Origin of the sequence: Vibrio sp. Y42_MX_L11 (assembly GCF_024181785.1) — a bacterium.
In the GTDB taxonomy this organism is placed as follows: Bacteria; Pseudomonadota; Gammaproteobacteria; order Enterobacterales; family Vibrionaceae; genus Vibrio; species Vibrio diabolicus.
The window spans coordinates 81,687-100,677 of record NZ_JAMZAP010000016.1 but is presented as its reverse complement, the minus strand read 5'-3'; the positions used below and the strand labels follow the sequence as shown (position 1 = coordinate 100,677).

Below are 18,991 nucleotides of genomic sequence, written 5' to 3'. Positions count from 1 at the left end.
ATAAGAAGTGAAGGCGACTATATTCAAACTAAGTAGTAATAAAGGAAGGAATAGAGAATCAAAGCCACGGTTATGCCCCAAGTGAAGATTGGGGCATGGTTTAAAGTTCGGTACAGACTTGGTTTCGGCCATTGGCTTTGGCGCGGTACAAGGCTTTGTCGGCGCGGTAGAAGGTACGTTGGGTATTCTCTCCTTCTCGATGTAAGGTAATCCCGATCGATACGGTCAACCCCCGCTCGCCAAGAATATCGTCCCAACCATATTGATAAATGCGTTCGCGGTAATTCTCGGCATGCATTTCTGCCCGTTCTAGATTGCTATTCTCTAGAATGACAAGAAACTCTTCACCGCCAAAGCGAACGCAAGAAGCGCCTTTAAATTTGAAGTATCCTGCTAATTCTTGAGACACACGTTTAATCGCTTTGTCTCCAACAAGGTGACTGAGCTCATCATTGATGGACTTAAAATGGTCAATATCGATGACCATCAACGCAAATTCAGTATCGTGCAAAAGCAGGTCTTTGAGTTTGACTTCTAACCAGCGCCGGTTGTGCAAAGAGGTTAGCGGGTCAGTAAAGACATCTTGCTGTAGTTGGGCGACCGTATTCTTATGTTGTTTGGTGGTTTCCTTGAGTTCTTTGTTTTCAAGTTCTGACAAAATGAGTTTGAGCTGTAGCTCAAAACGAGAAAGTCGACGTAATTGAGTGGAACCCAATTCACCAATTGGAATGTGTTTGACAAGGTCAGATTCAATGCGAAACGCTTTTTTTTCACAGTTTAATGCTTTCTGAAATAACCCTTGAGAAGCGTAAACTTGACTCATCGCGTTGTAAAAATGCTGAGCGACAAGAGGAGACGAATGCTTCTGAACTCGTTTACCGATAGAGTCCAGCACTAAGTTGGCTAAAGAGGTGTGTCCGACACCGTTTAGACAATATGCGGTCTCGATTTTGACCATCGTGGATAACCAGTACGTGGTAGCACTGCCCGTCGTATACTGGACATTAGAGATAGCAAGCAATGCGTTAGGGTAATCCTCTTGCAAACGATGCAGTTTGGCTCGGTAAAGATGAATTTGCGCAGCAAGGTTTTTATCACTGACGAGGATACTTAGCTCTTCACACTCACTCAATAATTCTTGTGCATCTGCGGTACGGTTCAAACTGATGTAACAGGCAAGCATGTAAAGTTTGTAGCGCAGACGTAGAGAGCGACTGCTAATGGCGTGATCGATCGCATCGATTTTTTGGTAATAACGCAAGGCGCGATGGTGATCCCCATAGGCATCGCACAAATTGCCCATTCCAATAATAGCCAGTACGTACTCATCAATATAGCCATATTCGACGGCGATATTCGTTGCAGCGACATACTCGGTTAATGCTGCGTTGTAGTCACCTACTTCTACTAAACGATCACTCAAGCTTGCTTTTACAGACAGAATATCTTCTACATCGTCGGGTAAAACGAGCAACTCAAGGGCTTGTCGTAGTTCTTCGATGCTGTCGTTGAGCTGTTTAATTTCTCGTCGATACTCGGCACTAATGATATAGCAATGTGCTTTTTCTCGGTTCGTGGATGCAATATGTAACCCGATGTGCTCCCACAGCGTAATCGCTTCTTCACCAGAGACGGAAGAAGGATCGATGCCTGCGTCAGTCACCTTGCTAAGCAGTTGTTCCATGCTTCATTACCTCAATATAGCTTTCTTCGAGTTGCTCCAAAGTGAATGGGAAGGTCAGGATATCTTGCAAATACAGTATCGGTTTGGGACCTTTTAGCCCGCGACGTTGCCATGGATAGATGTCTAACATTGCCTGAACCGTGCGATAGACATCTTCTGCTGCTTGACCTTTCTCTGCAATTAACATAGCTAGTCTGTCACTGGAAATTCGTGAGATGAGATCACTTGAGGTCGTCAATGCATGAACTAGCTCAGTACAAACATCGAGAAATTCGGGGTTTGCATGCTGAATCATAATGATCGCGTGGTTGGAGCGTTTGAGCTCTGTTTTAAACAGAACTAACTGTTCCCACCAGTAGGTCTCGAACACAACATTGGAAAACTGTTTTTCAGGGTCATATTCATGTTGGGAACGGATACGATTAATCAGCTTACGCGCTCGTTGCTCTAGTTGGCGTTTGGAGCCGCGTGCTTTATCCATACTGACTCGATGAGTCTGTTCTTTGAGCATTTTAAGTGCATGTTTACGGTATTTTTTAAACGCGTTAAACGCTGATTCAAAATCACCTTGCTCTTCAGCGACTCGAGATTGCTGAAAGCAGATCTGACTTAGTAGCTCGCCGTTGTCAAAACTAAGCGCGGACTCTTCTGCTGCGAGTAATAACTTTGCTGCACTATCCGTATTTTTGCGCAAGAGTTCGAGCCTTGCGCGGCTAATAAACGAGTGTGCTTTCATCCAAATGAGATCATGTTCAATAGCGAGCTTATGGGCCTTTTGTGTGGCTTCTTCTGCGGCATCAAGGCGTTCTAGCCCAAGTAGCGCTAGGCCTTTAAAGTCCCAGATCTCGGCTTGCCATGTGCTGTCATCATGATCTTTTAGTACTTCGGTTGCACCATCCAGCACAGTGAGCATTTCGACAAACTTATTCAGTAAGTAATAGTCCCAAGCCAACAGGATACGAGCTTTGCCTTCCAACCAAGCAATACGGACGTTGTTTGCCACTTTAACCGCCAACTCATGAGTGGAAGCGGCAAGTTGATGCTCATTTGTGATACGCCATACGTTGCCAAGCCCAATTAGAGATTCGATTTGAATTTCAATATCATCAACGAGGGCAGATTGTTCGAGTGCATTAATCCAATATTGTTGGGCTGAGTAATACTTTGCTTGTCCCCAATATTGGAGAGCAAATAAATGAAGAATTTCGGGCAGGTGGTCGTCGGTTTCAAGTTGGGTTTGCTTGCTGTAGGCGTCTTTGACTAGCTTTAAGCCTTGTCGGTAATCCATTAGGCACCAACAGCACTGCGCCATTATCAGCAATGCTCGGATTTCACCATCCACAAATAAAATTTGCTCCGCGCGGATACGGTATTGCTGCGCAATACTGAAGGTGTGTTCAGGGGCCGTTTTTATTTGGCCTTTAAGCTTTTTGAGCTCATCTTCTAGCTGAATTTGGTTTTTATCCAACGTTCACATCCATGACTATCGAACTGGAATTCACACCTAATATTACGTGGTTAGATGCATGTTTTATTACCAAAACGATGCGGATAACGCTTTGGTAAACGATTAGGTGCCGTAATGTATACTGTCACAGCCCCTAATTACTACATCTAAATGCCAATAGTTACGATAGGAGCTGTTTGATGGTCAAAGGAGCATCAGTGACTTCTAGCCTTTGTGCGGCGGTAAGACCCTGCTTATCCTGATAGCACAAATTATGCCAAGCTCTGAATATATCTAAAAGAGGTAAAATTCCAGCAGGTCGTAATTTGCGACGTGGCTCGTTAATGAAGCTTTCGAAAAGGATCTGGAAGCGATTTTGATAGAACTGCACATGGCGAGTTGTTGCAACGTTAAACCATTTCTCGGGCTCATTTCTATCACCAGCGAGGTAGCAAATGCCTTTGTGGCTTTCGTCTTGAGTGGAGATCGCCCAGCGATCTCGCCACCAGCTCATATAGGCGATATCGACCTTGCCAAAAGGTGTGCTCATGTCCCAATTTGCGTCTTCTTCTACGTACATCAAGTCGACATTTTTCTCTTTAATTCGAGACAAACAAACGCTCAGTGCTGCCGAACGTAGTAGGGGGTCTTGAGGCATATATAGAGATACACGTTTGTTGGGGCAACACATATCAAGTACATGCAGGTAATGAGCGTATGATGTGTAAGGCGGACGAACTAATGCACCTTTAGATGGGTAATGGAATACAGAAAGATTACCAAGAGGATCTTCCACGTTACCGCGAGCCAAAATGGTTTGGTATTTTTGGTCAATACGCTCACGCAGGAGGTTCGAAGGTTCCGCTGGCGGTTCACTTGCTTCCGCTGTGTACTCTTGGGAAACAAAACGAGAGACCTCGTCGTACGGGTTATGGTCTAGCGTGGCGATTGGCTCTTCATCAGCAGAATAGTTCACATGTTGACAAAGAATATAGCCTGAGTGGGCTTCACCAGAAACAATCCAGTAGACACCATTATTGCTGTTTGGCTGCAATGCAACATAATTTGAGGCCAATTCATAGTGCGTTGCGTGGTTTACCCAACGAGCATCAATAGTGGCTAATTTACGGCGACAGCGACTCGCAATATGATCAACATGATCGTAAAAGGTTTTCGGGTTGATACTGAGTTTTCGGCAGATCTCGCGCACAGAGTAACCAGTAAACAATAAGCCCATTAAATTCTCTTGGAATTGTAGCTTTTTGTTCGCGCCTGACCATTTATCAACAAAGGTACTTTGACACGCTTTACAACGGTAACGTTGACGATCACCACTGTAACCGAAAGCGTGGTAGAGGTGTTTATGTGTGTGGACGGATAGTCCAAAGTTCTCGCAATCATCATTGCGGCACGCAGGCAACCCGTCACTGTGGACGTGTCGCAGGCGATGAAGTTCGTTCACGACATCGCGATTGTTAAGTAAGGGGGGGAAAGCTCCACATTCACGGCATACCATCGCCGGACGTTTAGGGTTAGCATGTTGCAGAACGTAACGCTTTGCATCACTCAATCCAAAGTTGTCACACGCCAATGTTTTACAAAAGTTGAGTTGTAACCCATCTGCGTCTTTTGGCAGTTCGCCGTTAGACACAATCGCCCCCTCGGGATAATTCGGGCAGCCAGCAATAACTCTGGCTGCAAATTATTACTTACTACTTGTTCTTAGATGTTGATTGCGGTTTCTAGCGCAACTTTCATCATGTCGTTGAACGACTTTTGACGCTCTTCTGAGCTTAGTTTTTCGCCACGGATGATGTGGTCAGAAACCGTTAGGATAGTTAACGCCTTCGCACCTAGGTCTGCAGCAACACCGTAGATACCAGCCGCTTCCATGTCTACACCTAGGATGCCTAGTTTTTCCATCTTCTCGAAGATGTCAGCTTCTGGTGTGTAGAACAAGTCTGCAGAGAATACGTTACCAACTTTAACTGGTACTTGTTGAGCACGCGCTTGGTTTACCGCTTCTTCTAGAAGGCCGTAGTCAGCGATTGCAGCGAAGTCGTGGTTGTTGAAACGGATACGGTTCACTTTAGAGTCTGTAGAAGCACCCATACCGATAACAACGTCCATTAGGTTAACGTCGTCACGTACCGCACCACAGCTACCTACACGGATTACGTTTTTCACGCCGTATTCTGCGATTAGCTCGTGTACGTAGATACAGCAAGAAGGGATACCCATGCCGTGACCCATAACAGACACTTTTTTGCCTTTGTAAGTGCCAGTAAAGCCGAACATGTTACGAACGTCACAAACTTGCTTCACATCTTCAAGAAACGTTTCTGCGATGTATTTAGCACGTAAAGGGTCGCCTGGCATTAGAACCGTTTCAGCGAAATCACCTGGTTGTGCATTGATGTGTGGGGTTGCCATAAGTGCTCTCCAAAGTTTTGTTTTGATAAAACGCCTCTAGTATAGAACGCTATTACCAATTCTGTTGAACTTGTTCGTTTTCGTTGAAGCAATAATATCGGGACGTACAGTGGCCCCTTGAGAGCTTAGTCACAAAAACCACGCTTTTAGAAACCATGAACATCATTGATAACTAAATCTGTTGAAAGCAAAAGAGCAATCGATTCGCTTTTGAGCGATTTGTCGATTGCGCGCACAAAATGGACATTGAGAACATAAAAAACTTTTGAGAAAGCGCTGATCGAAATGCTCTTGAGAAAAGTAAAACGATTAAATTGTACAGTTTATTTTCTTGTACAATCTAAAAAGCCTTGCTATAAGTTATACAACAAAACATTTTGTATAGGGATGCGTCATCATGGAATCTTCAATCAAAGTAGGTATCAGTTCTTGTGTTTTGGGTGAACGGGTTCGTTTTGACTCTGGTCATAAAGTAAGTAACTTTGTGACTAAAGAGCTCAGCCCGTATTTTGACTTTGTTTCGGTATGTCCCGAAGTGGGCGTCGGAATGCCAGTGCCGCGACCAACAATTCGTTTGATTTCCGAAGAAGAGCGTGTGGCGCTGGTAGAAACTAAAAATCCAGAAAATGACCATACCGATAATATGCTTGCTTACTCTGCTAACAAAGTGGAGGAGCTACAAAGCGAGCAACTTTGTGGTTACATCGTCTGTGCCAAGTCTCCAACTTGCGGTATGGAGCGCGTCAAGGTTTATAGCAAAAATAACGCAGCGAAAGAAGGCGTCGGCTTGTACACACAAACGCTGATGAAAAAAATGCCTTGGTTGCCCGTCGAAGAGGATGGCCGACTCAACGATCCTGTATTAAAAGAAAACTTTATTACCCGAGTATTTTGCTTGAACGACTTTTATGACTCGATGGACGGAGAGCCAACTCGAGGCAAAATTATCGATTTTCATTCGCGCTATAAGTTGACCTTGATGGCGCATCACCCTGAGTCATACCGCTCTCTTGGTCGTTTAGTTGCCGATGTCGCTAGCTATGAAATCGAAGAATTCTATCAAGAGTATCGCTTAGGTCTTATGAAGGCACTTGCGAATCGTGCTAGCCGAAAAAACAACACTAACGTACTAATGCATTTACAAGGGTATTTTAAGCGCGCTTTAACTAAAGACGAAAAAGAAGAATTAGCAACAGTAATTCATGACTACCGCACTGGTACATTGCCATTATTAGCACCGTTGACATTGATTAAGCACTACTTAAACACTTACCCAGATGAGTACTTAGCAAAACAGAAGTTTTTAGAACCGTATCCGCAGGAGATGAGATTACGCTATGGTTTGTAGTTCAGAAGAAAAACTATACGCGATCCGAGATGTTGCAGAAATCACGGGTGTGAAGCCAGTTACGCTGAGAGCTTGGCAGAGAAGATACAATTTGATCCAGCCTCAGCGAACAGAAAAAGGGCACAGACTTTATCGACAGCAAGATCTCGATACGATTCGTGAAGTCCAGAGTTGGCTCGCGAAGGGGATTGCCATCGGTAAAGTAAAGGGACTGTTGGGAAAAAGTGCAGACGTAGAAGTTAACAATGAAGTACGTACTCTCGAAGAAGTAGAGACCATGTTATCAGCACTTTCGAAACTGAATCGAGGCAAAGCGGAAAGCTTACTTGCTTCTGTTCTCAAAGAGTATCCATTGAACTTGGTTATTGAACAATTTATTGACCCTGTATTTGACGCGCTGGAGATGGTCAAAGGATCGCTGAGATCGTTGCAGATGGGGTTATTTCAAACTTGTTTGATCACTCGTCTTGCCCTTGTTATCGACTCTGAAAACAAAGCCGCTTCCAAAGGGAAGTGCTTGCTTATCAGCTTTGAACAACATAGGGAAGCAGAGAGCTGGATTCAAGCGGCGAAGTTGTGTGAGCAAGGGTATCACACGACGTTGATCGACAAAGTTGATGATGTCTCTGGTTTACTGGATCACGAAGTTGTTGATAGCTACTCGCTCATTTACCTGTTTTCCAATAAAGCGCTGGCAGCTAAGCAAGTGGAGTCCATCAAATTGCTTCAAACACGTTTTGAAGAACGTATTGGATGTTCTGAAGTGATTGAGAAACTGCACCTAACAGAGTAGACGAAACGAAGGAGACACCATGATCTTAGTATGGTTTCGACGTGATTTACGAACGTTAGACCACACCGCACTTAAAGCGGCGCTAGATTCAGGTCAGCCTGTTGTCGCTTGTTTCATCGCGACGCCAGAGCAGTGGCGAGAACACCACATGGCGCCGATGCAGGCGGATCTCATTGCTCGTCGTTTAGAGTATCTCAACGACGAGTTGGAAAGCCTGAATGTGCCTTTTTTATATAAAGAGGTGCCGTCGTTTTATGATTGTACCGAAGTGATTAGTGGATGGGCGAAAACACTTGAAGCAACGTCTGTTATGGCGAATATTCAATATGAAGTGAATGAACGAGAGCTCGATGCACAAGTGAGTGAGGCGCTAGCTTCCCATGATATCGACTTTAAATTGTTCCACGACAAATGTGTGCACCCACCAACGACGGTTCTCAATAAGCAAGGTGAGTATTTTAAGGTATTTACACCATTCAAACGTGCTTGGTTGACGCAGTTTCAAATGCCAGCGGTAACAAAGCCTCAAGAACAAGCGCCGCTAAGCAGCAAAATATTGGAACAATTAGAGCCGATTCGATTTAGTTCAGACTTCACGTTTAGCTATCCTCGAGAGTCCAGCGAGGATTGGTTTGCTTCGACCAATGATGTTTTAAAGCAGCTTAGGGAATTTGCTCGTGAGCGCAGTGATGCTTACAAGGAAGATCGAGATTTTCCGGCTATTGATGGCACCAGTCAACTGTCTCCCTATCTTGCGATTGGTGCGTTGTCACCAAGGCAATGTATTGCTCGCTTGTATGCTGAAAACCAACAAAATGACCTAACAGAAGGAAAAGCAACTTGGTTGAGTGAGATCATTTGGCGTGAGTTTTATCAGCATCTGTTGGTTTTCGAACCAAAGCTCGTTAAAGGCAAAGGCTTTATCGACTGGGAGGATAAAATTCAGTGGTCTTATGATGAGCAGGCTTTTGAGCGATGGAAGGCTGGAGCGACAGGGTACCCGATCGTCGATGCAGCAATGCGTCAGCTCAACCAAACAGGCTGGATGCATAACAGGCTTCGCATGGTTGTCGCGAGCTTTCTCACCAAGGATTTACACATTGACTGGCGTTGGGGCGAAGCGTACTTCATGAGTAAGCTGGTGGACGGCGATTTCGCAGCAAACAATGGTGGTTGGCAGTGGTCTGCATCGACGGGTTGTGATGGGCAGCCGTACTTCCGTATTTTCAACCCGATAAGCCAAGGTGAGAAGTTTGACTCTGATGGTCAATTCGTGCGCCACTGGGTGCCTGAAATCAAGAGTGTTCCAAATAAATACATCCATAAACCTTGGACTTGGGAGGGATTTTCTTTACTGGAATATCACAAGCCGATGGTTGATCACAAGACAGAAAGAGAGATAACCTTACGGCTCTTTAAAAGTGCCAAGGAATAAAGTGAAATGCTTAGCAAAAAGCGATCAATGAGTTTCGCAAAACGTACGCTGTTATCTGTATCGTTATCTTTAGCGAGTGGTTTGTCATTCGCTAAAATGTACGAGCTACCAGAGGATGGCAGTCGTTTAATTGGTCGCCTTGAAAACCACGTCGTGCAAGAAGGCGAAACTATGGCAAATATTGCCAAGCATTACGATGTCGGGATGCTAGGTTTAATGGCAGCAAATAAAGGCGTGGATCCCTTCTTGCCAGAAGAGGGACACGTTCTTACTATTCCAACACAACTGATCCTCCCAGATGTACCCCACAAAGGCATTGTCATCAATTTAGCGGAATTGCGCTTATACTACTTCCCGAAAGGGGAAGATATTGTGCATGTATTCCCCGTGGGAATCGGGCGAATTGGGCGAGACACCCCGGTGATGACAACGCGTATTAGCCAAAAGCGTCCAAACCCTACGTGGACACCGCCAGCCTCGATTCGTGCCGAGTACAAAGCGAAGGGCATTGACTTGCCAACCGTTGTACCTGCCGGTCCAGACAACCCACTTGGGATGTTTGCATTGCGTTTAGCCTACGGAAATGGTGAATACCTTATTCACGGTACCAACAAAGACTTTGGCATCGGTATGCGAGTCAGCGCGGGTTGCATTCGTATGGACCCAAGCGACATTGAATGGTTGTTTGAAAAAGTTCGTAACGGTGAAGAAGTGAATATCATTAACCAACCAGTGAAAGTATCACTAGAGCCAGACAGAAGTGTATTTTTAGAGGCACATGAGCCATTGACTCGCAGTAATGGTGAGAAAGATCACCTACAGGTACCAAAAGAGTTAAAGTGGTGGCTGGATGAGTTCGGACTGAAAAATGTGAAGGCTAAAGCAGCGATTGCAGCACAGAATGGGGTTCCTGTCGAAATAACCGCGCCTTAACAGGCGTTAAGACGCGGTATCAAATCTTACTTAGTGTAAGACTGAGCGATGTTATCGATACGCTCGTTAGCACGCTCAGCTTCTTCTTGAGCAGCCATTGCTGCTGCACCTGATTTTTGAACGTCAGATTGAAGAGCTTGTACGTCTTGGCTTAGTTGGCTAACTTGGTTGCTTAGTTCGTCTAGTTTTGCTGCATTTGCTGTTGCTGCATCATCAGAAGAAGCACAACCTGCTAGTAGAAGTACTGAAGTTGCTGCAGCTGCGATCAACGTTTTGTTCATATAAGAACTCCTTGCTTATAGTGAAAGTCTCGCTACCAACTATTATTTTATACAGTAGCGAGGTTAAATGTGGATACATTTTATCAGTACATGATGTAGCAAAAGTCAAAAAAACCCAAGAATTTCATGGAGTACCTGACGTCAACTTTTACCTGAGCTTAACAAAGGTGAGTGAATTATCATCTCCCTTATTCCCACAACAGTTCTCATAGCAGGTGTTTTTGCCACGTTCCTGATATCAATAATTTAGACGATATTGACACAAATGAAAGTTTCTCGGCGCAAATAACTGCTATTTACGCAGTTTTATTGGAGAACGAGAGGCGCACCTTGAGCTCGCTTTTCTCTAAATCTTAAGCCAAGCAGCTGACCAATAAAGCGAGGGTTTGTTCTTAATTGAGCCGCAAATGATGTTTTGTTTTCATCCGTGGGAATTAGTTTGTGTGATCTCTATCTATACTCCTATGATTTGCGGTATTATACCGAGCTTTATTTTTTTGCTGCGTTAGAGCGGAAACGACATTACAGAGCGCTCAGACGCTGACTGATTTATTGGAGAATACTTTGCAATTTAAAGATCTAGGCCTAGACAACCGATTGTTGAAGAACCTAAAACACTACGATTTTAAAAAACCAACTGACATTCAAAAGCAGGCTATTCCTGTTGCGATTGCAGGCAAGGATTTATTGGCATCTTCGAAAACGGGTTCGGGCAAGACTTTGGCGTTTGTATTACCAATGCTTCACAAGTCTTTAAAGACAAAATCGTTTTCTGCCAAAGACCCTCGCGCAGTTATTCTTGCTCCCACTCGTGAGCTAGCGAAACAAGTGTATGGTGAGCTTCGCTCTATGCTTGCTGGCCTATCTTATGAAGCTGCATTGATTTTGGGTGGTGAGAACTTTAATGATCAAGTGAAAGCACTGCGCCGTTACCCGAAATTCATCGTGGCGACACCAGGACGTCTGGCTGACCACTTAGAGCACCGCTCGCTTTACCTTGAAGGTTTGGAAACGCTGATCCTTGATGAAGCAGACCGTATGCTGGATTTGGGCTTTGCACCAGAGCTTCGTCGTATCCATAAAGCAGCTAAGCATCGTCGCCGTCAAACATTAATGTTCTCTGCAACGTTGGATCACGCCGACGTAAATGACATTGCGGCTGAAATGCTTAATGCTCCGAAACGTATTGCTATCGGTGTTTCTAACGAAGAACACAAAGATATCACGCAAAAATTCTACCTGTGTGATCATCTTGATCATAAAGAGGCGATTCTAGATCGCGTACTTTCAGAAGCAGAATATCGCCAAGTTATCATCTTTACGGCGACGCGCGATGATACTGAGCGCCTAACAGCGAAGCTAAACGAGAAGAAACTGAAGGCCGTTGCATTGAGTGGTAACTTGAACCAGACTCAACGCAATACGATCATGAGCCAGTTTGAGCGAGCGGTATTCAAGATCCTAGTGACAACAGATGTTGCTTCTCGTGGTTTGGATATTGCGACAGTGACACACGTCATTAACTTCGATATGCCAAAGCATACTGAAGAATATGTACACCGTGTTGGCCGTACGGGCCGTGCTGGTAACAAGGGTGATGCGATTTCTCTTGTTGGTCCAAAAGACTGGGATAGCTTTAAACGTGTAGAAGCTTACCTACAACAAGATCTTGAGTTTTCAGTATTCGAAGATCTGAAAGGTAAGTTCAAAGGCCTGAAGCCACCTAAGCCAGATTTCCGTAACAAGAAAGCGACAGCGAAGAAATCACGCCCTCAAGCGAAGAAGTCGGCTAAGAAACCTGTTAAACGTGACAAGAGTTTCTACAAAAACGTATCAGTGGGTGATGATGTGTTCATCCCGAAGAAAAAGCCAGCGGCACCAAACTCTGAAGAGTAAAAGTCGCACCAGTTTTCAACTGATTTTAGTTTTTCAAAACCCGAGTGTTCGCACTCGGGTTTTTTTATGCTTATCTCCAGGCGAAATGATGTCTTTCTATACTAACGTGTTTGCTAGGCTTTTATATTTATCTGGTTTTATATAAACAGCATAGATCGCTAATTTAGAGAGATATTAAGTTTTATCACCTCGGTCCAAGCAAACGTTTTTCCTCACATACTAGATAAAAATTTCACATGATTATGAAAATGATAATTGATCTCATTTTTATTTAAGGGCAAAATACGCGCCATTGTATTAATCCTATAAATGAATTCGCTCTCTATATGAAATTTACTCATGTTTTTTTAGGGCTCATAATTACCTCTAGTTCTTGCTTTGCCGTTAATGACTTTAATTGGTTGCGAGATGACGCTCGTAAAGATGAGCGAGTTCTTACCTACCTAACAGAGCAGAACCGTAAGACTGAACAGCATCAAAAAAAATATCAGACGTTGACGCAAGATCTGCTCGCGCAGTGGGAAGCCATGGTGGCAGATAAAGGTGATAAACCATGGTCGATCGTAAATGGACGCGAATGGACGTTAACGCGTCGTGACGGTGGTTATGTGTTGCTATCACGTTCGAACCAGTATGCACAAGAGAACACAGTATTTGATTTCTCTGAACGTCAATCTGCATATCCGTATTATCAAGTAGGGCAGTGGCAAGTAAGCGGAGACACGTTGCTTTTCACTGAAGATATTGATGGCAGCGAGCAATATCGCGCCGTGGTTGTTGATTTACTCTCTGGCCAATCTACGGAGCTGTCAACGCACGTCGATAGCGGTGTATTGCTTTCACCTGATGGTAAGATGGCTTACCTCGTTTCGAAGGAAATGCGTACACAGCGACCTCATCAGATCCTACGCATCTCCACTGAATCTTTGGCTAAAACTGTTGTATGGCACGAATACAAATCAGATTGGTTACTTTCTTTCTACCGTGCGGCAGATAGCCGTTACGTGGTGCTGCAAAGCAACAACGAGTCAACCACAGAGCAGAAGCTTGTTGATCTAGAAACGGGCACCGTAAGCGATTCACTGAGAGTGCCGGAAGCGGGCGTGGAATATTACGCGGATGTGGCGAAAGGGCGCGTTTACATCAACAGCAACCTTGAAGGTACATTTGCACTTTATCAAACCGATCTAGCACCTCTTAGCGCAACATGGCAACGCTTTACTACCCCTCGTGAACCGCTTGACCAGTTCTACCTTTATGATGCAGGAGTTGTGGCACTCAGTAAGCCGAACAACGTAGCGACATTGACGGTGTATTCATACCAAGGTCAGGAAAAAGTGATACTGCCATTGGAACAGGATGGCAATGTCGCTTGGTTGAGCACGTTGGGCGATTTTGAATCAAACAAGATTCGTATACGAAGCATGTCGATGACTACGCCTCCTCAGTGGGAAGAGTTCGATGTAAAAACGCTGACTAAAACCTTGTATTCTCAAGATGCTTACCAAGATTTTGATAGTCAACGTTATGTCTCCCAACGCATTTTTATCAAGCACGATGGTGTTTCTGTCCCGGTCTCTTTGGCGTATCGCAAAGACAAATTACACGCGCAATCACCTGTGATGATTTACGGTTATGGCGCATATGGTTTTACGATGAAACCGTACTTTATGCCTCAAGTCATAAGCTTGCTCGACCAAGGCGTGATTTACGCTATCGCCCATGTTCGCGGCGGTGGGTATTTTGGCGATGAGTGGCACGAGCAAGGCCGTGGTGTGCGAAAAGCCAATTCTATTGGTGATTTTGTCGCGGCGGCTAAGGCGCTGCAAACATTCGAACGTGGCAATAGAGAGGTTTTTGCCATCGGCTCAAGTGCGGGTGGCACGTTGGTCGCGGGAGCGGTTAATCAAGACCCTAAATTGTTTTCAGGTGTCGTGCTTAAAGTACCTTTTGTTGATGTGGTAGCAAGCATGTCGGACACCTCACTTCCGCTGACCACACAGCAGTATGGCGAATGGGGTAACCCAACCAAATCTGAGCAACTGGCGCTAATGAAAGCGTACGATCCAATTCTCAACATTCATAAAGACGCTTACCCACCCATGCTGGTTCAAGTCGGTTTGATCGACCAGCGCGTGGCTTATTGGGAAGGTGCCAAGTATCTCGCCAAGGTTTCCGCGCTAAGTGAGCGCGATGGGCCGTACTTGTTGCAGACCGATTTTAATTCGGGCCACCAAATGGACCCACGACAAGCGCAAGAACAACAAGCAAAAGAATACGCCTTTCTTTTATCACTAATTAAAACATCTAAAGCGGAGCAGTAAATGAAGCTTACCCCAGTGTCAGCGGCAGTACTTTCGGTACTAGCTGCCAGCCAAGTGCACGCCAAATCTGACGTTTTCTCTATGGAAGAGGTCGTGGTGACGGCGAATCGGATTGAACAACCAATGTCTGAACTAGCAGGCAGCGTCGCAGTTGTCACTAGCGAAGAGATTGAACAAAAGGGCGAAACAGAGCTTTATGATGCGCTGCGTCATGAACCTGGGGTAAGTGTTTCTGGCGGAGCTGGGCGTCCACAAAACATCACGATTCGAGGCATGACGGGTAATCGCATTATGATCATTCGTGACGGTATTCGCTCAGCAGACGGTTTCGGTGCGAATGACAGCAATGACAAAGTGGGCCGCGATACGTTTGATCTTTCTAATCTTGAATCATTAGAAGTAGTGAAAGGGGCGAGCTCCTCAGTCTTAGGTTCTGGTGCTATCGGTGGCGCTGTGATTCTAAAATCCAAACAGCCGGGTGAGTTTTTAAAAGATCGTGACTTTTATGTTGATGCCACGGGCACGTACACGGGGATCAGCAATAAATACAAAGGCGCGAGCAATCTGGCATTTCGTTCTGGCGACACTGAAAGCTTAGTCAACGCGGCGTATTGGCAAGGTGAAGAGACGCGTAACTTCAGCCAAGATTTGTACAACCGCGATTTGGATGGTTACAGCGCGTCATACGCCATCAATCATTTCTTCAATGATGAAGTGATGGTCAAAGCGCGTGCCGAACTTTATCGGCAAGACCAACAACGCCTGGAAGGTTCGCCATCTATACAGAAGGATGGCAAATGGCATATCGAAGACTTCGCAGAAGATGAATCGACAAAAGAGTACAGCGCTTACATTGGTGCAGAGGTTACACCGATTAATCCAACTTGGTTCGAAGAGTTAGATACAAAGGTCTACTGGCGCCACACCGAAGTGGTGGAAGACACGAATCGTTTAATGAGACAAGTTGACCACAATGGTTTGACTGTTAGACGTCGCGAGCTAGAACACAAAACCTTCATTGATGAAACAATTGGCTTCCGTGGTGATTTCACCAATACGATTTATGCTGCAAATGCTGAGCACCAATTGGCTTACGGTATCGAGCTTTCTACTGACTATTATGAACGCACAGATAGCGATTCCAAGATTGATTGGAACGGGGTAACGCCTTCGACCAAACAACCTTTCGCTCCTGCTCGTGCTTATAACATTGGTCTGTACGTTCGAGATATGGTGGAGCTGGATAAATGGACCATTACAGGCGGCCTGCGCTTTGATGCGCACCGTCTAACACCGGACGGTGAGGGTGAAGTGGGCGGCTTCCCATTAAAAGACATGGATAGCTCAGAGGTATCTCCAAGCCTATCGATTTCTCGTGAAGTGTTTGCCAATAACATCGCTTATGTATCTTATAACCACGGTTATCGTGCTCCGGAATACGACAAAGCGTATGGCTTCGTAAACCATGACTTTGTGCCGCTAACGCCGTTTGTCATTGCACCGAACATGGACCTAGAGGCTGAAACTTCGGACTCCTTTGAAATCGGTAACAAATTCGATAATGGCCGCGCGCAACTTTACGTTTCTGCGTTTTACAACAAGTTCCAAAACTTCATTGATGTTGTTACCACAGGGCAAGATAACTTCGGTAACTACATCAAGCAATACCAAAACTTACACGGCGTTGAGACCTACGGCGCTGAGCTTTCTGCCGCGTACGCTTTCACTTCGTCTTGGAAGCTAAGTACCAAGCTTGGTTATGTGGACGGAAAGGACGCCGAAGGCGAGTACGTTCGTAGCATCACACCTTTCGAGGGCAATGTTGGGCTGAACTATCAGCAGCAAGACTTTAATGCGTTCGCGACGTGGAACTGGGCTGGTTCGATGGAGCGTGTGCCGAGTTGCCAAACGTCACTTGGACAAAAAACCGAATGCGCACAAACAGAGGCATGGAACACGCTCGATTTGGGGGCAAGTTACCAAATCACCAAAGATTTTCGTTTGAGTGCGACCATCATCAACCTGTTCGACAAAGAATACATTCGCTACCAAGACGTTGCTGGCATAGCAGATGAGAGCAAACGCTACTCAACGGAACCAGGTCGTTACTTTACGGTTAACGCGAAGTACATCTTTTAGTAGGAGCCCTGCATGAAACTCAAACTTTTGGCGCTTTCTCTTACGTTAGCAGGCGTTCAAGTGACGAACGCTGCCGAGTGGGATTACCCTAGCGCTGCCATTACGGTTACGAACCAAGCTGAAGCGCTGCGCTATTTACAAGCGAATTACGCTAGCGCTGGCGAACTTAAGTTTCGCTATCAAACTCGTTCTCAGCTCGGAGATCATTACAACTTTGATGTGTGGGTCGATGGGCAGTATCAACCGCAACGCACCATTGTGCTGTCGACTAACCAAGACAGCCAAGTTGAGCGTATTTTCAAAAGCCTTGAAGATACGGTGATTCGTAATGGTGAGGCGATGCCAGCCGGAGAACTGGAGCTGCCTGTTCGATTGGAAGTGACTGAGCCGCCAGCATTGAGCTCTGGTGAGTTAGTGACCGTTCCCGTCTCACTCTTTGATCCTGATTTACGTACAATGCAACAACAAGCTGCGCCTGATTCTGCGTGGAATTCGTTAGAGGATTATCCGCAGCCACTTCAATATGTTGAGAAGCAGATTCAAGTTTTGCAGTCCGGTGGCAAGTTCTACCTAGCTAACGAGCGCGTTAAACAGGTGGATGCACTTGCATTACTGTCTTCACCTGCGGTAGGTGCGGAGCCTGTGCGTGATACAAGCAGTATTTTGCCGCCTGAGGGGGTTCAATCTTTTGCGGATGTAAAAGCGATGCAAAGCGCTCAACTTGGCGACAATGCCTTTTTGCAGTTGATGGCGTTTTACCATCTTGATAGCTCACTGCAGTACTTATCGAGCTTGAGCTATGACTTATTTGAAGAGCCGCTTCGTTTTGATGGGCGTGGTTTAGCGCTCGACAACTCTTCTTACTACACAGGTTCGCGTGCGCTGATGTTAGGCGTTGGCGGAGTATCTCCAGATGCTGCAGATGCAGATGTGATTTTGCACGAGCTAGGACACGGTATTCACTATCAAATCGTTCCTGATTGGGCGTATGGACATACTGGCGCGATTGGAGAAGGTGTTGGTGATTACTGGGCGGGCAGCGCGAGCTACCGAACACAGTATTTGGACGCAGCTCGCCGTGGTCAGGAATTTGAGATTGATACCGTGTTCAACTGGGACGGTATGTTCGGAACACGCAAAACAACTCGTAGCTTATGGAACCAAAGAGCGCGTTACTTCGAGAGCTCAGAGTATCCAGCGCACGTTAGTGTGGGCGGTGAACTAGGCGATGAGCTGTGGTCAACGCCACTGTTCCAAGCACTTAAAGCGTCGGTTGAACGATATGGTGATGATACCGATAGCGTGTTCCGCGAGTTTGACGCCATTGTTCTTGAAGGCATGTACGGTATTGGTCGTGGTGTAAAAATGCATGATTTGGCAGAGTCCACCGTGTTTGCCGCAAGCACTTTGTTCCCAAATAAAGACTATGCCCAGTTCCTGACGGACAGCTTCAACAAACACAACTTGCTTAAAGCGCCTTTTCGCGTTCGCTATGACGCTCGATACATCGCACAAGGTCAAGACGTGGGAGTGAGCCTGAGCCAAACTGGCCGCGAAGCGAGCATCAAAGGGCAATGGCAGCTAAATAACGCATCCGTTTTCGACTTTGATGAAACGCTTTCTGACTCGACCTCAATGAAGGTGGCGTTACCAAGCGGTCTGACATGTGGCACGCAATTCGATTCCTCTATTTTATTGGATTACCAATTTGCTAAAGGTTTAAAGGCTCACCAGTGGAGCGAAAAGGTGATGCTGGTTAATGGTACGCCAGAGCTCGATATCCAGCCTCAACCAGTGAACTCCGCTTTGCCGGAGCAGGGTGACAGATTGTTCTCTCAGACGCTATCGGACAAGTCACGCACGATTGATGATTCGTTTGCGGTTTACCTGAACATCGAACATGACTCACTGCAGGATCTGCAAGTGACGCTTGTGTCTCCACAAGGTAAATCGGTTGTGCTACTTAGCCATCAATCAAGCAATACCAATGGATTTAAAGGTTACTTCACCGCTCAGTATGACGAGGAGTTACAAGCACTTGTCGGTCAACCGAGTTGGGGTACTTGGCGTCTCGAAGTATCTGACCGCGTGTCAGGGAACTCTGGGGTGTTGAAAGAGTGGGGTGTTAGTCACTTTGCTCAGTATCAGTGTAGTGCTGATACCACTAAAGAAAGCAGTGGTGGTTCAGGTGGCAGTGGTTCGCTTTGGACCTTGTTAGGACTTTTCCTGCTTTCAATGGTGAGAGTGATTCGTTCTCGTTAATTAAAATCTAAAGAAG

13 protein-coding genes are annotated in these 18,991 nt (G+C 45.6%); 8 read left to right on the top strand and 5 right to left on the bottom strand.

Annotated elements, in window-relative coordinates:
* Positions 1–100: 100 nt before the first annotated feature.
* From NL643_RS16300 to deoD, 4 genes are all read right to left on the bottom strand, one after another.
* The gene (locus NL643_RS16300) at positions 101–1,684 is read right to left on the bottom strand and encodes a diguanylate cyclase (RefSeq protein ID WP_085344179.1); all 1,584 of its coding nucleotides are present in this window, start codon (positions 1,682–1,684) and stop codon (positions 101–103) included.
* On the bottom strand, positions 1,668–3,152 hold the full coding sequence (locus tag NL643_RS16295; RefSeq protein WP_253644822.1) for a lipopolysaccharide assembly protein LapB: 1,485 nt from the start codon (positions 3,150–3,152) through the stop codon (positions 1,668–1,670). The genes NL643_RS16300 and NL643_RS16295 overlap by 17 nt, the downstream gene beginning before the upstream one ends.
* 160 nt (positions 3,153–3,312) lie before the next feature.
* On the bottom strand, positions 3,313–4,782 hold the full coding sequence (locus tag NL643_RS16290) for a hypothetical protein (protein WP_005394913.1): 1,470 nt from the start codon (positions 4,780–4,782) through the stop codon (positions 3,313–3,315).
* Between the two features lie 71 nt (positions 4,783–4,853).
* A complete protein-coding gene (gene deoD / locus NL643_RS16285) occupies positions 4,854–5,564 on the bottom strand; it encodes a purine-nucleoside phosphorylase (RefSeq protein ID WP_005394915.1) in 711 nt (236 codons plus the stop codon).
* A gap of 397 nt (positions 5,565–5,961) precedes the next feature.
* Between deoD and NL643_RS16280 the strand changes: the two genes are divergently transcribed.
* Genes NL643_RS16280 through NL643_RS16265 form a run of 4 tightly spaced genes read left to right on the top strand, consistent with a single transcriptional unit; the run spans position 5,962 to position 10,073 of the window.
* Positions 5,962–6,912 (top strand): DUF523 and DUF1722 domain-containing protein, encoded by a 951-nt coding sequence (locus NL643_RS16280; RefSeq protein ID WP_046875782.1) that lies wholly within the window; start codon positions 5,962–5,964, stop codon positions 6,910–6,912.
* Positions 6,902–7,705, top strand: coding sequence for a MerR family transcriptional regulator (locus tag NL643_RS16275; protein WP_253644821.1), 804 nt, complete (start codon positions 6,902–6,904; stop codon positions 7,703–7,705). The genes NL643_RS16280 and NL643_RS16275 overlap by 11 nt, the downstream gene beginning before the upstream one ends.
* Positions 7,706–7,724: 19 nt before the next feature.
* Complete coding sequence (gene phrB, locus NL643_RS16270) at positions 7,725–9,140, top strand: deoxyribodipyrimidine photo-lyase (RefSeq protein ID WP_253644820.1); 1,416 nt, start codon at positions 7,725–7,727, stop codon at positions 9,138–9,140.
* A gap of 6 nt (positions 9,141–9,146) precedes the next feature.
* Positions 9,147–10,073, top strand: a complete 927-nt coding sequence (locus tag NL643_RS16265; protein WP_005394922.1) for a L,D-transpeptidase family protein — start codon at positions 9,147–9,149, stop codon at positions 10,071–10,073.
* A gap of 26 nt (positions 10,074–10,099) precedes the next feature.
* On the opposite strand, the gene NL643_RS16260 is transcribed toward NL643_RS16265, so the two are convergent.
* The gene (locus tag NL643_RS16260) at positions 10,100–10,354 is read right to left on the bottom strand and encodes an Lpp/OprI family alanine-zipper lipoprotein (RefSeq protein ID WP_005375145.1); all 255 of its coding nucleotides are present in this window, start codon (positions 10,352–10,354) and stop codon (positions 10,100–10,102) included.
* A 552-nt stretch (positions 10,355–10,906) separates the two neighbouring features.
* Here NL643_RS16260 and NL643_RS16255 point away from each other — a divergent pair.
* The 4 genes from NL643_RS16255 to NL643_RS16240 all read left to right on the top strand — a co-directional run bounded on the left by NL643_RS16255 (position 10,907) and on the right by NL643_RS16240 (position 18,975).
* Positions 10,907–12,250 (top strand): DEAD/DEAH box helicase, encoded by a 1,344-nt coding sequence (locus NL643_RS16255; RefSeq protein ID WP_047009779.1) that lies wholly within the window; start codon positions 10,907–10,909, stop codon positions 12,248–12,250.
* A gap of 326 nt (positions 12,251–12,576) precedes the next feature.
* Entirely contained in the window at positions 12,577–14,574 is a 1,998-nt protein-coding gene (locus NL643_RS16250) for a prolyl oligopeptidase family serine peptidase (RefSeq protein ID WP_253644819.1), read from the top strand.
* The gene (locus NL643_RS16245) at positions 14,575–16,713 is read left to right on the top strand and encodes a TonB-dependent hemoglobin/transferrin/lactoferrin family receptor (RefSeq protein ID WP_109169204.1); all 2,139 of its coding nucleotides are present in this window, start codon (positions 14,575–14,577) and stop codon (positions 16,711–16,713) included.
* Between the two features lie 12 nt (positions 16,714–16,725).
* Positions 16,726–18,975, top strand: coding sequence for a proprotein convertase P-domain-containing protein (locus NL643_RS16240; protein WP_253644818.1), 2,250 nt, complete (start codon positions 16,726–16,728; stop codon positions 18,973–18,975).
* The last annotated feature ends 16 nt before the right edge of the window (positions 18,976–18,991 follow it).

Coding starts and splice junctions, on each gene's coding strand:
- NL643_RS16300 (WP_085344179.1), bottom strand. CDS start 1,684: ATGGAACAACTGCTTAGCAAGGTGACTGACGCAGGCATCGATCCTTCT.
- deoD (WP_005394915.1), bottom strand. CDS start 5,564: ATGGCAACCCCACACATCAATGCACAACCAGGTGATTTCGCTGAAACG.
- NL643_RS16280 (WP_046875782.1), top strand. CDS start 5,962: ATGGAATCTTCAATCAAAGTAGGTATCAGTTCTTGTGTTTTGGGTGAA.
- NL643_RS16275 (WP_253644821.1), top strand. CDS start 6,902: ATGGTTTGTAGTTCAGAAGAAAAACTATACGCGATCCGAGATGTTGCA.
- phrB (WP_253644820.1), top strand. CDS start 7,725: ATGATCTTAGTATGGTTTCGACGTGATTTACGAACGTTAGACCACACC.
- NL643_RS16265 (WP_005394922.1), top strand. CDS start 9,147: ATGCTTAGCAAAAAGCGATCAATGAGTTTCGCAAAACGTACGCTGTTA.
- NL643_RS16260 (WP_005375145.1), bottom strand. CDS start 10,354: ATGAACAAAACGTTGATCGCAGCTGCAGCAACTTCAGTACTTCTACTA.
- NL643_RS16250 (WP_253644819.1), top strand. CDS start 12,577: ATGAAATTTACTCATGTTTTTTTAGGGCTCATAATTACCTCTAGTTCT.
- NL643_RS16245 (WP_109169204.1), top strand. CDS start 14,575: ATGAAGCTTACCCCAGTGTCAGCGGCAGTACTTTCGGTACTAGCTGCC.
- NL643_RS16240 (WP_253644818.1), top strand. CDS start 16,726: ATGAAACTCAAACTTTTGGCGCTTTCTCTTACGTTAGCAGGCGTTCAA.